Source organism: Peribacillus sp. TH16, assembly GCF_016651095.1.
In the GTDB taxonomy this organism is placed as follows: Bacteria; Bacillota; Bacilli; order Bacillales; family DSM-1321; genus Peribacillus; species Peribacillus butanolivorans.
Genome location: NZ_JAEKEM010000011.1, coordinates 72,484 through 85,534, shown reverse-complemented (window position 1 = coordinate 85,534; position 13,051 = coordinate 72,484). Strand labels below are relative to the sequence as shown.

The 13,051-nt window shown below is 39.8% G+C and carries 12 protein-coding genes and 1 rRNA gene; 2 read left to right on the top strand and 11 right to left on the bottom strand.

What is annotated here, in order from left to right:
* Positions 1 to 58: 58 nt before the first annotated feature.
* Positions 59 to 1,610, bottom strand: a 16S ribosomal RNA gene (locus tag JFV29_RS29020).
* A 290-nt stretch (positions 1,611 to 1,900) separates the two neighbouring features.
* A complete protein-coding gene (locus JFV29_RS29015) occupies positions 1,901 to 2,131 on the bottom strand; it encodes a hypothetical protein (protein WP_201188239.1) in 231 nt (76 codons plus the stop codon).
* Between the two features lie 132 nt (positions 2,132 to 2,263).
* Here JFV29_RS29015 and pdaB point away from each other — a divergent pair, with 132 nt between their 5' ends.
* Positions 2,264 to 3,016 carry a polysaccharide deacetylase family sporulation protein PdaB gene (pdaB, locus tag JFV29_RS29010; RefSeq protein WP_201188237.1) on the top strand — a complete coding sequence of 251 codons (753 nt, stop codon included), beginning with the start codon at positions 2,264 to 2,266 and terminating at the stop codon, positions 3,014 to 3,016.
* Positions 3,017 to 3,145: 129 nt separating this feature from the next.
* On the opposite strand, the gene JFV29_RS29005 is transcribed toward pdaB, so the two are convergent.
* On the bottom strand, positions 3,146 to 3,823 hold the full coding sequence (locus JFV29_RS29005) for a KinB-signaling pathway activation protein (protein WP_056521928.1): 678 nt from the start codon (positions 3,821 to 3,823) through the stop codon (positions 3,146 to 3,148).
* Positions 3,824 to 3,960: 137 nt separating this feature from the next.
* Between JFV29_RS29005 and gerD the strand changes: the two genes are divergently transcribed.
* Entirely contained in the window at positions 3,961 to 4,560 is a 600-nt protein-coding gene (gerD, locus tag JFV29_RS29000) for a spore germination lipoprotein GerD (protein ID WP_201188235.1), read from the top strand.
* 36 nt (positions 4,561 to 4,596) lie between these two features.
* Here gerD and JFV29_RS28995 read toward each other — a convergent pair whose 3' ends face one another.
* The 8 genes from JFV29_RS28995 to JFV29_RS28960 form a co-directional block, all read right to left on the bottom strand.
* Entirely contained in the window at positions 4,597 to 5,655 is a 1,059-nt protein-coding gene (locus tag JFV29_RS28995; RefSeq protein WP_201188234.1) for an Mrp/NBP35 family ATP-binding protein, read from the bottom strand.
* 149 nt (positions 5,656 to 5,804) lie between these two features.
* Positions 5,805 to 6,521, bottom strand: a complete 717-nt coding sequence (cwlD, locus tag JFV29_RS28990; RefSeq protein ID WP_201188232.1) for an N-acetylmuramoyl-L-alanine amidase CwlD — start codon at positions 6,519 to 6,521, stop codon at positions 5,805 to 5,807.
* A gap of 86 nt (positions 6,522 to 6,607) precedes the next feature.
* On the bottom strand, positions 6,608 to 7,033 hold the full coding sequence (locus tag JFV29_RS28985) for a DUF2521 family protein (RefSeq protein WP_201188230.1): 426 nt from the start codon (positions 7,031 to 7,033) through the stop codon (positions 6,608 to 6,610).
* A gap of 438 nt (positions 7,034 to 7,471) precedes the next feature.
* Positions 7,472 to 8,017: a LysR substrate-binding domain-containing protein gene (locus tag JFV29_RS28980; protein ID WP_242486997.1), complete on the bottom strand. Its 546-nt coding sequence runs from the start codon at positions 8,015 to 8,017 to the stop codon at positions 7,472 to 7,474.
* A 662-nt stretch (positions 8,018 to 8,679) separates the two neighbouring features.
* Positions 8,680 to 9,630, bottom strand: coding sequence for a mannose-6-phosphate isomerase, class I (gene manA / locus JFV29_RS28975; RefSeq protein WP_201188226.1), 951 nt, complete (start codon positions 9,628 to 9,630; stop codon positions 8,680 to 8,682).
* Positions 9,631 to 9,691: 61 nt separating this feature from the next.
* Positions 9,692 to 10,585: an ROK family protein gene (locus tag JFV29_RS28970; protein WP_201188225.1), complete on the bottom strand. Its 894-nt coding sequence runs from the start codon at positions 10,583 to 10,585 to the stop codon at positions 9,692 to 9,694.
* A 24-nt stretch (positions 10,586 to 10,609) separates the two neighbouring features.
* Positions 10,610 to 11,509 (bottom strand): ROK family protein, encoded by a 900-nt coding sequence (locus tag JFV29_RS28965; protein WP_201188223.1) that lies wholly within the window; start codon positions 11,507 to 11,509, stop codon positions 10,610 to 10,612.
* Between the two features lie 61 nt (positions 11,510 to 11,570).
* On the bottom strand, positions 11,571 to 12,977 hold the full coding sequence (locus tag JFV29_RS28960; RefSeq protein WP_201188221.1) for a glycoside hydrolase family 1 protein: 1,407 nt from the start codon (positions 12,975 to 12,977) through the stop codon (positions 11,571 to 11,573).
* Positions 12,978 to 13,051 lie beyond the last annotated feature (74 nt).

The following is a 13,051-nucleotide window of genomic DNA, read 5'->3' as shown; positions in this document are numbered from 1 at the left end:
GAATGAATTACTCATTCAAAACTGAACAAAACAAAAGCGCTCTCGTATTTATCCTTAGAAAGGAGGTGATCCAGCCGCACCTTCCGATACGGCTACCTTGTTACGACTTCACCCCAATCATCTGTCCCACCTTAGGCGGCTGGCTCCATAAAGGTTACCTCACCGACTTCGGGTGTTACAAACTCTCGTGGTGTGACGGGCGGTGTGTACAAGGCCCGGGAACGTATTCACCGCGGCATGCTGATCCGCGATTACTAGCGATTCCGGCTTCATGTAGGCGAGTTGCAGCCTACAATCCGAACTGAGAATGGCTTTATGGGATTCGCTTACCTTCGCGAGGTTTGCAGCCCTTTGTACCATCCATTGTAGCACGTGTGTAGCCCAGGTCATAAGGGGCATGATGATTTGACGTCATCCCCACCTTCCTCCGGTTTGTCACCGGCAGTCACCTTAGAGTGCCCAACTGAATGCTGGCAACTAAGATCAAGGGTTGCGCTCGTTGCGGGACTTAACCCAACATCTCACGACACGAGCTGACGACAACCATGCACCACCTGTCACTCTGTCCCCCGAAGGGGAACGCCCTATCTCTAGGGTTGTCAGAGGATGTCAAGACCTGGTAAGGTTCTTCGCGTTGCTTCGAATTAAACCACATGCTCCACCGCTTGTGCGGGCCCCCGTCAATTCCTTTGAGTTTCAGCCTTGCGGCCGTACTCCCCAGGCGGAGTGCTTAATGCGTTAGCTGCAGCACTAAAGGGCGGAAACCCTCTAACACTTAGCACTCATCGTTTACGGCGTGGACTACCAGGGTATCTAATCCTGTTTGCTCCCCACGCTTTCGCGCCTCAGTGTCAGTTACAGACCAGAAAGTCGCCTTCGCCACTGGTGTTCCTCCAAATCTCTACGCATTTCACCGCTACACTTGGAATTCCACTTTCCTCTTCTGCACTCAAGTTCCCCAGTTTCCAATGACCCTCCACGGTTGAGCCGTGGGCTTTCACATCAGACTTAAGGAACCACTATGCGCGCGCTTTACGCCCAATAATTCCGGACAACGCTTGCCACCTACGTATTACCGCGGCTGCTGGCACGTAGTTAGCCGTGGCTTTCTGGTTAGGTACCGTCAAGGTACCAGCAGTTACTCTGGTACTTGTTCTTCCCTAACAACAGAACTTTACGACCCGAAGGCCTTCTTCGTTCACGCGGCGTTGCTCCGTCAGACTTTCGTCCATTGCGGAAGATTCCCTACTGCTGCCTCCCGTAGGAGTCTGGGCCGTGTCTCAGTCCCAGTGTGGCCGATCACCCTCTCAGGTCGGCTACGCATCGTCGCCTTGGTGAGCCATTACCTCACCAACTAGCTAATGCGCCGCGGGCCCATCTATAAGTGACAGCAAAACCGTCTTTCCATCTTCTCTCATGCGAGAAAAGAACGTATCCGGTATTAGCTCCGGTTTCCCGAAGTTATCCCAGTCTTATAGGCAGGTTGCCCACGTGTTACTCACCCGTCCGCCGCTAATCTCAGGGAGCAAGCTCCCATCGATTCGCTCGACTTGCATGTATTAGGCACGCCGCCAGCGTTCGTCCTGAGCCAGGATCAAACTCTCCGAAGAAATGTTTGACTTGCTCATTTTGCTTTTTTTGATAGTGTGTGCTCACTTAAAAAAAATAACGTTGGCGCTTTGTTTTGTTCAGTTTTCAAAGAGCAATTTGTTTCGCTTTATCTCTTAGCGACTTTTAATATCTTAACATCTTATCTCTGCTTCGTCAATAACTTTTTTTAAAAAAGTTTTTTTTGTTCTTTTTTAAAAGCTATTATCTTGCAGCAACTTTTATAATATACCAGCGTATAAATTAATAGTCAATAGATTTTTTAAATTTAATTCACTTTTAAAAATCAGGACTAATTCTTCTCATTAAAGTTTGTTTTTACTTTCATATAAATAAGGCATTCCTTTTCTGTACTTAGCCTTTTAAACAATCTGAAAAGGATATTATATTTTTCATTTATAGCTCTTTTAACTATGCAATCGATTCTATCATCTTGTAAATCAAATAATATTTCATCCATCTCTCTTTTTAAGAGGTACTCTAATTCCTTCTTTTCTTTTTCATTAATCAATAAGCCAAGCATAACTCACACCTCCATCAGTCATTTTTCCCCATTCATCTTAATTTTATGAATTTTTATATTGATTTTTTTGCATAACGGAACAGCCTCTGCATAAATATGAAAACAAGAGCTTTTGGACAAGGGGATGGATTAATGAAATTTTTCATGGTGCTCCAGGCAAAGAACATCAAACATTATTCGTTAATTTTACTTACGGCACTCTTTACCGCTTGGTTCCTTTTTGTACAAAACATTCTTCATTCACCTGTTTTTTCTACCGAAGATGGACCAAAAGCGGTTTATAAAGGGGAAAAGAATGTAGCCGTCACATTCAATATTGGCTGGGGCGATGAAAAAGCAGCCCCGATTTTAGAGACATTGAAAAAAGAAAAGATTAAATCCGCCACCTTCTTCCTTTCCGGATCTTGGGCAGAGCGTCACCCTGACATAGTGGATGAAATTGAAAAAGAAGGCTATGAAATCGGAATGCTCGGATACGATTACAAAGATTATTCCGATCTGGATGACCAAGAAATCATCCGTGATATTTCAAAAGCACAGGAAGCTTTTAAAAAACTAAATGTTAAAAATATCGAGCTTTTACGTGCGCCCACCGGACACTTTGATAAGCGCCTCCTGAAAATTAGTGAAAAATTCGGCTATACTGTGGTTCATTGGAGTATCGATTCAAAGGATTGGACTAACCCAGGCGTTGATCGAATTGTTCATAACGTTAACAAGGCTCAAAAGGGTGATATCATCTTATTACACGCTTCAGACTCAGCAAAACAAACTAATAAAGCATTGCCAGAACTAATAGATGAACTTCGCTCCAAAAATTTAAACTTCGTAAACGTTTCTGAGATGATCTCTAATTCATCAGCAAGCAGTGAAGAAATCCGGTAACATCATTTACTAGAACACAAAAACATAAAAAACTGCGTACTAAGGGTCATGCTTAACCTTTAGGACGCAGTTTTTTGTATGTAGAATTTCTTATGTATTCCGCTTTCCAATAAGGTTAGCCACTTTTACCTACTTCCCTAATTCTCCTGCTTTTAATTTCTTTCCCTTTGCTTTAGTTTGCATCCGTGTTTTTTTACTGGCTAATTCTTTTTGTGAACGATCGATTAATTTGCTTAAAACCAATAATTGATAAGCATTGCATACTAGTAATGGAAACAGCATGAAGTAGAGCCAGCCTTCATCATTAGAACTTAGTACAGGTACCCACTCTAATACTGTGGCCACAACCATAAAAAACATCGCCGGAATAAATGACTGTTTATTTGTTTGTTTCATTTTAAAATAGGCCGTAATCAACGCTGCGGCTAATACAACCAAAGCTAACACAATGTAGGAACTAATCCCCTCACCTGAACCAAAATTAAGATATCGTAAATAGACTAGATCAAATACAACGAAAAGAATAAGTACGAGTTGTACTGCATTCCATAAGGAAGCACTTTTAAATATCCCTAGACCGAAACGATGTATCGTTAAATAGGCAAAAAAACCAGCTTGGCTTATGACACTAAAAATTAATCCGACACCGAATAACCATAAAAACGTTGAAAGAATGGCACTGATTTCAAAAGAAGAAAAATAAGGCTTAAACTCACTCCAACGAGCTAAGAACCCTACAACTCCGCCCGTTACACCACCGATAAGCAATGTTGTTAAAAACAATTTAACTAAATTACGGCTGTTCATTGTTTTCCTCCATACATTTCTATTTCATTTCCTTAATTGTACCAACCAAATTTGGAAAAATCCACTTATTCTACAAGGGAATAATATCGTCGATTGGAACCATATTAACAATAAGAAGGATGAAAGGGGCCCTGCGTATGAGAGTGGGAGTTGCTTTGCTTTTCACGTCATTCTTACTCGTTTGTTCCGGTTGTGCGCAGAATGGAGCAAGCGCAGATAAAAATGAGTATGAAGAGACAAAGAAAATGGTCGTCGATATTTTAAAAACAGACGATGGTAAAAAGGCCATCCAGGATATCATTTCTGATGAGAAAACAAAAACTGAACTTATTATGGACTCAGAGATCATTAAGAAATCCATTGAAGATACGGTCACTTCAGATAAAGGGAAGGAATTTTGGAAAAAGACCTTTAAAGATCCTGAATTTACCTCTGCCTATGCTAAAGCTTTAAAAGACGAACACAAAAAGGTATTGAAAGAATTAACCAATGACCCTCAGTATCGCGGAATGCTTATTGAAATTTTAAAAGACCCAGATTTGGAAAAAGAAATGAATAAGTTACTGAAGACTAAAGACATGCGGGCCATTTATAAAGAAGTTATCATAGAAACTATGGATAGTCCTTTAGTTCAAGCGAAGATCCAAGAAAGATTGGATCAAGCTGTAACAAAAGCAGCTGAAAAGGCAACAAAGGCGGAATCAGGTGATAAAACTGAGAAAAAAGACAAAGAATAACAAAAGGCTGATTCCAATTGGAATCAGCCTTTATTTTTATTGCAACTTTTCAATGACTTTTTTAGCAATATCTTCATAAATTCTGCCTAATCTATGGTCTGCTGCGTAAATAGAAGGTGCAAAATCTTCTTCGTTCCAATCTGGCTGTTGCAAAGGAAGCTGCCCTAAGACTTCTGTACGTAGTTCATCTGCAAGCTTCGCACCGCCGCCTTTACCGAATACATATTCTTTTTCACCTGTCGTTTTACTCTCGAAGAACGACATGTTTTCAATGACACCAATGACTTCATGTTCAGTCTTGATGGCCATCGCGCCCGCTCTTGCTGCAACAAAGGCTGCAGTTGGATGCGGTGTCGTTACGATAATTTCCTTACATGAAGGTAGCATTGTATGCACGTCCAACGCAACATCGCCTGTACCCGGTGGTAAATCAAGGACTAAATAATCTAACTCTCCCCATTCTACCTCGTTAAAGAAACTGTTCAGCATCTTTCCTAGCATTGGCCCTCTCCAGATAATAGGCGCGTTATCTTCTACAAAGAATCCCATTGAGATAACCTGAACACCAAAACGTTCCACAGGAATAATTTTCTCCCCACGCACCACCGGCCTTTTTGTAATCCCCATCATATCTGGTACGCTAAAACCATAAATATCAGCGTCCACAAGTCCAACCTTTTTACCAAGTCGTGCAAGTGAAGTAGCAAAGTTCACTGAAATCGTTGATTTACCAACTCCGCCTTTACCACTAGCAATCGCAATAAATTGCGTCTTGCTATTCGGTCCAAGTAAACCTTGATCCACTTCATCCTGTGGTATATTTTCACGATGCTTGGATAACTCTTCTTCAGAAAGTTCTGTGAAACGAATCCCTACAGATTCTGCCCCGCCTTCTTTCAGCAAGTTTACCACTTCTGTTTGCATTTGCATTTGCTCGGCAGTCCCTGTTTTTGCAATGGCAAGCTTAACGCTTACATGATTTTTTTCAGGCTTTATTTTCACTTCAATGATTCCATTTGTTTCTTCAAGGCTTTTATGTAGAAAAGGGTCTTTAAGATCCTTTAATAAATTCAGTACTTTCTCTTCAGTTAACAAGTCGAGCACCCCTTTGAATTCGTTTTATTTTCCCATTTAAGTATACCATATCACTTAAATAAAGCTTATTATCTGCCCTTTAAATGAGCACATGACTTTTATCTCAATAATAAAAAGGCCTTGTACCATACAAGACCCGAACTAGAGAATCACTCTTCATCTGAAAGTTTTTCCTCTGTGAAATACCGTAAAATCCCCATATAAATCGAACTTGCAATCTTTTCTTGATACCCATCACTGATAAGGCGTTCCCTTTCCTCCGTATTAGAAAGAAAGCCAATTTCAACAAGCGCCCCTGGTTTCTTCGTATAATTCATCAAATACACATTATTAATCGTTTTTGCATCTCGCTTTGTATTTTCTAGGTTTCTTATGATTTCAGTCTGAATAAACTTTGCCACCTGTTCATTTTCCTCAAACCTTTTCGTATAAAATGTTTGAGCACCTTTTGATGATGCTGACGGAAAAGAATTTAAATGAATACTTAAAAATAAATCCGCTTCTGAATCATTAATCATTTCAACCCGATTTCGCAGGTCTTCCTGTTTTCGCTGACGGATCCCTTTTGTATCCCCCTGTGCCAGATCTTCATCTTTCTCACGAGTCATAATGACAAGGGCACCCTGTTCCTGTAAATAGTCCCTAACCTTTAACGAAACAGAAAGGGCAATTTCTTTTTCCATTACCTTTTGCACATTTGCCCCGCCATCCATTCCTCCATGTCCAGCATCCAAAACGATTACCTTACCTGCCAAGGGAAGGTTCCAGGAGTCCCAAGAATCATCTTCAACAAATTTGAAAGTTACAATTAAAAAAAGGATAAACAATCCCATCGCGATTCCTGTATATTTTAGCTTACTACGCATGAACGTTCTCCTTCCACAAGTCCCTATATCTAAAAGTATGGGACAAACCATGGAATTAGAACAAAGAATGGATACTTCACTCCTTCTTAGTGCAACTTCATTTTATATCGCTTTTCACCCGTCTTAAAGCCGTCCATCCACCATTCACCTACAAACCCTTCACAGCAATAAAACAAACCTTCATTGAAAGCGTTATTTGCCGTTACTTCCCGCCAATACAAAATAAAATTAAAAAGGGTATCAATCAAAAATTTCTCTTCCCTCCAGCACCGAGCCCTTACATCATCCTCCGACTCACCATAATAGCCAAACTTACTATAGTTAGCTCCCAATAAATAGGCCTCAATGGCAACATCAAAATAGCCTTCCTCCAACACCTCCATGAAATCCTGTCCAAAGTAACGCTGAATCCTCACCTTCATATCCTCGATTGAAAGTTCCCTAAGTAACCTTCGCTCAAACTTCAACTGCCTCTCCCTTTGCATCTCCTGTAAACCTAAAATCACAGCCATCATATCACCTCCGGGGTCAGACCCCATTTCCCAAATTATTTCCCAAGTAATATGTAGTTTTTGCGTTCTATCATGAACCATTCATTTATACAGTTGGCAATAATTAATGAGGATAGTTTTAGATATGTTTATAAACGCCAATAATATCAAAATTAACATTTGAAGACTGAAGTGGACGACTTGTACCTCAGACCTTATTTTTACGTTCTTTTGTTTAAAAGAAGCATGTAATAAGACTCCCCTTAGATTAAGGAGGCAATCCTCTACCATCCATGTTGAAAAAGGCAGGCAACACCGTCTTGGATGTAATGCCTGCCACCTTATTTTTATTAAGACTTTATAGATAGAAATATTTACTTACTTCATGTTTAAAAAAGCCAAAGGTGAATTCCCGGAAATCTATTGCAGCTTGAGAGAGATAGTGAGTTTTTTTCCATGCTATCCCAATCGTTCGTTTGCAATTCGGATAGGTGATTGGAATCTGAACGGTTTCTGCATTGATTGGCGTAATAAAGACAATTGAGGCGTGAACGAAACACCCATTCCCATTTCTACAAGTCGGAGTATTGCTCCTGCTTCTTCTAGTTCAATTGGGGTGTAAGGTTCAAAGCCCGCTTCCCTGCAATACTTATCCGTAACGTCCCGGAATCCGTACCCTGACGTTCTGCTGATGAAGGCCTCATTTGCTGCTTCCTGAAGAGCAATGGATTTTTGCTTTGCTAAGTGGTGGCTTGGTGGTACCGATAAAAAAATCTCTTCTTCTAATAAGGGCATCCATTCAATGTCGTCTCCATAAATAGGACTCATTGAAATACAAAGGTCGACTTCGACATTCTCTAGTTGTTTTTTCATCCCAGTGGATGAAGCCAAATACTGGCTAATATGTACATTAGGGTTAAGTTTCAAAAATTCAGCGATTAATATAGGAAGAATATGAGGCAACGCAATAGAGACAGAGATCGACCTTTCTATTAATCCAGCCATGTCTTTCAATTGGCGTTCTCCTTCTTCTATATGAAGTATAACTATCCTCCGGTAACTTGGGTAACTTGCTTCTCGGGTTGCTTCTCGAGGCTATCCTTGCCACCGCGGGTCGCTCACTGCTAGCGTCGCTAAAACTCTTTTATAAGTCCCCTGTACTTCATTCATGCTTTCCACTACCTAACAATAGCTTTGTATTCTTAAAGGATCTTCAACTGGTTAATAAGTAATTCTATGTTTGAAAAATCCAGCATTTACTTTTACATTAAAGTTAACATTGGAATATTATCCCACCCAAGCATCATGATGTAAAGCCATTATATGTATCCCAACTTGCACAATGTCAGAATTTTCAGATTTATTTAATTGCATCATTAACTTCATCCGTTAGAAGTTCGGATAATTTAATATTTTTCCGTCGGTATCTTTTAAATAATGTTGATTCCAGCAGCCGCTTAAAAGAAGGACACAGATGCAAGCAAGATAGCAGAAGAAATTTGAATTTTTCATACTCACACAGCTCTCTGCAATTCTTTTTTCCGTGTATGACAGAAACCAATAAAAAGATAGATGGTAAAACTTACGTCTCTTTTTAAAGCTGGAACGTGGTGCAAAGTGAATCTATGTTTCTATTAATCGTTTTCCGCAACAGAGCCGGATGAGGTCTAAGGGTGTGATACAATAAGCTTCATATTCCCCTTTAAGATAAATTCACCATATTTATACGGCAAAATAAAATGAGCTCCTTTTCTTATTGTGTAACCTTCACTGCCTTTCAACAATCTTCCTTCCCCATCGATGATGCTTACAAGCATAAACGCTTGATTTTGCTGAAATGTCGCTTCTCCATTCACATCCCATTTATTAACAGAGAAAAAGTGATTTTGTACAAACTTTGTAACTTCTACACCTTCTCGCTTTTCTATTTTAGGAGCGATATTGGTATCAATATGAGGTGCATTAATGACGCCCATTGCTTTTTCTAAATGCAGCTCACGTTTACTCCCTTGATTATCTATACGGTCATAATCATAAACTCGGTATGTTGTATCTGAGCTTTGTTGTGTTTCTAACACCAACGTCCCATTACATAAGGCATGAACGGTTCCACTTGGTACGTAGAAAAAATCACCAGGTCTAATGGTAACTTTACGTAAAAACCTCTCCCAATTTCCACTTTGAATCATTTCTCGTACTTCTTCTTTTGTTTTAGCATGATGTCCAAACACTAATTCAGCATCTTGATCACAATCAATGATGTACCAACATTCCGTTTTACCGTACTCGCCATTTTCATGCTCGTTGGCATAATCATCATTTGGATGTACTTGTACAGACAATTCTTCATTCGCATCCAAAATCTTTATAAGAAGCGGAAATTTCTCACTCTTATAGTTTCCAAACAACTCATGGTGATTTTCCCATACTTCTTTTAATGATTTACCTTGAAACTTACCATTTTCAATAAGACTCAGGCCGTTTGGATGGGCAGAAATTGCCCAGCATTCTCCTGTAATTGCTGATGGGATTTCATAGCCAAAACGGTCATAAAGAGCTGTTCCACCCCAAATACGTTCTTGAAAAACCGGTTTTAAAAATAATGGTGTATCATTCATTTTTCTATTCCTTTCTTTATTAGTATAAGTAAAAGAGGATATCATTTTTGTAAAATACTCCCTATTCCCGATTCAAGAAATGAAATAAGGCTCCAATTAAGTTTGCATCGTTATCAAATTTACAAGCTTCAACCGTAATATCCAATGTAGAGATATCATCCTTCAATTGTGCCAATTCATTATTTATGCCTTCAATTACATCCGGTCGCTTGCTGATTCCCCCGCCAATTAGGATCTTGTTAGGATCTAGTACATACTTCAAATTATAGATTCCTATTCCCAGCTTCTTATATAGGTTGGCAATGCATTCATTCGCAATGGAGTCTCCTGCTTCCGCCAATCGAAATATTTCTTCTCCGTCCAACGTTCCCCTTACTAGAGATTTTCTCATTTCGACTTCTTCTACAAGTGAATTTGTCGATGCAACTTTGCTCCAAGTTGATTGTAGAGGGCTCTTACATGATTCTCCCATTATCATGTACCCAAACTCACCTCCGTGAAGGGTAGCTCCACGTAAAATAGATTGGTTAATCACAATTCCCCCGCCAATTCCTGTACCAATTACAATACAAATGTAGAAATCAGTTTCCTTCGCTGCACCTAACCAGCCTTCTGCCAAAGCCGCGCAGTTTGCATCATTTTCAACTGACACCTCCAGACCTGTTCGTTCCTTTAGTAAGCTTGTCATGTTTACTCCATGTATAAAGGGAATTGCACTTGCCCCGCCAATAAACCCTGTTTCCACGTCTACGGCACCGGGCGAACTTAAAGCGATACCTTGAATTTCAAATGACTCCGAATAATGTTTAACTATTTCGGTAATGTGATCTAAAAATATATCTAATCCTTCTTTAGGAGTTGGAATCTTCCCGCATTCCAGTTTCTTTGATTTGTCATCCATTACCGCATACTTTATATAAGTTCCGCCAAAATCAAACACCATGTAAGCTTTCATTGTCATCCCCTTCACTTACTGGAACTATGCTTGCTGTGTCAACAGAGCCGCGCCGATAACACCAGCTTTTGTTCCTAACGAGGCACATTCAATTTGTACCCTATTACGTAACTGTGGATATAAGTAATCATTTACTTTTTCAAGAAGAATCGGCATTATATACTCTCTTGATTGCATGACCCCCCCGCCTAACACAATCATGTGCGGGTCAATTGTATGAACAATATTGGAGATTCCTTTTGCCAAATAAGTTAGCATGGTATCAACTATCGCTTCCGCTTCTTGCTGGCCGTTCATCGCCAAAGTAAACACTTCTCCCGCATGTCCTGTTATACCTAACTTTTCTTTTCCGAGACGATGCACAGCTGTACCGCTTGCCAAAGATTCCAAAGAGCCAATATTCAGAATATAATGCGTTGGACCATCTCGATTAACCATCATGTTGCCAACTTCCCCCGCACAGAAATTAGCACCTTGAATTAACTGATTGCGATATACATATCCTCCGCCGATTCCTGTACTGATCGTCATATAAAAAACAGATTCTTTTCCTTTGCCTGCCCCAATCGTTGCTTCCGCTAAAGCAGCTGCGTTGGCATCATTATCGAGCACTACTTTTTTCTCTAAAGCTTTTTCTAACATTAGAGCTAAAGGAACCTCATCCCACCCAGGTAAATTGGGAGGGCTTAAAATAATACCTTGCTTTGAATCTAAAGGACCCGGAGCTCCGATTCCTATTGCTTCAATTTTTCTTTTCTGTAACAGCCCCTCGCATATTTTAATCATGTTATCGATGACATGATGTGGTCCTTTGTCACTTTCCGTTTTTACATTGACCTCTTCTATAAGTTTGCCTTCCAATGTTACAACGGCAATTCTCAAGTTTGTTCCACCCAAATCAATGCCAAGAAGATACTTGTCCATTCCCTTCACTTCCTTCGTGATATTCTGATAGAACAAATGCTTAGTAGCGCTCTTCTAATAATCAAAAACCGTTGTTTTCAGATAATTCTTTGAACCATTTACCTGATTTCTTGATTGTGCGCTTGAAGTTTCTATTTAAATCTACTTCTACTAGTCCGTATCGGTTCTTATATGAATTTAACCATGACCAGTTATCCATAAATGTCCATACATGATACCCTTTTACATTGGCACCTTCGTTTAGTGCTTTATGTATCCACTTTAAATGATCTTCGTAAAAGGTAATTCGATAATCATCCTGAATCATTCCACTCTCATCCTTAAAGCGTTCTTCTGCTTCAACTCCCATACCGCTTTCCGATATTAAACATTCAATATTCCCATAGTTTTCTTGGATGTTTTTTAAAATATCGTAGACACCCTTTTCATAAATCTCCCAGCCTCTGTATGGGTTCACCTTTTTCCCTGGCATGTCATAATTATCAAAGTACCGTTCTGGCATGAATAGAGCATTTGGATTTGGGATGTTTTCCTTCGCCTTAACTCTTCGTGGTTGGTAGTAATTAATCCCTAAAAGGTCAACTGTATTTTCACGAATAATATCCAAATCTTCAGTTAAATACTTAGGTAAAAAGTTTTCTACCCGCAACATGTCAATTAGTTTCTCAGGAAAAGTGCCTTTGACTGATGGATCTAGAAAGGAACGGTTAAATAGCAAATCCGCTTTTTCAGCAGCATCTAAGTCAGCAGGGTGATTACTCCTTGGATACGAGGGAGTAACATTCAGTATAATTCCAATTTTTCCTCCTAGCTCTTTATCATGGTATGCCTTAATTGCTTTTGCGGAGGCTAATACAGAATGGAACCCAACTTGAACAGCCTTTCCAAAATCACAAAATGCTGGATAATGATGTCCATATAAATAACCGCATTCAACAGGTACGATTGGCTCATTATGTGTGAACCATTTCATCACACGGTCTCCAAAGTTCTCAAAACAAGTAGACGCATATTCCACATACGCATCAACTACTGAGCGGCTTTCCCAACCACCCTCTTCTTGCATAGCCATAGGCATGTCAAAATGATAGAGATTCACAAAAGGCTCAATCTCATTTTCTAGTAAGGTGTTAATGACGGTATTATAAAAGTCAATCGCCTTTGGATTTATTTCTCCACGCCCCTTTGGAAACATGCGGGACCACGAGATAGAAAATCGAAAACTGTTATGTCCCGTTTCTTTCATGAGCTGAATATCGTCAATAAAATTCGTATAAAACAGTGAAGTGTTATTAGGTCCAATACCCTGGTAAAAACGATTCGGTTCTGTTTCATACCAGTAGTCCCATATATTCTTCCCTTTACCATCTGCCCCTGAAAATCCTTCCATTTGTGTTGCAGATGATGCAGATCCCCACCAAAAGTCTTTCGGAAACATGTAAATATTCTTTTCTACTTCTGTACTCATTTTCAATCCTGCCTTCCCTTAAAAGAAAGCAGTCGGAAAATTAAGTTTCCGACTTTGCCTCCTGAATGAGATCT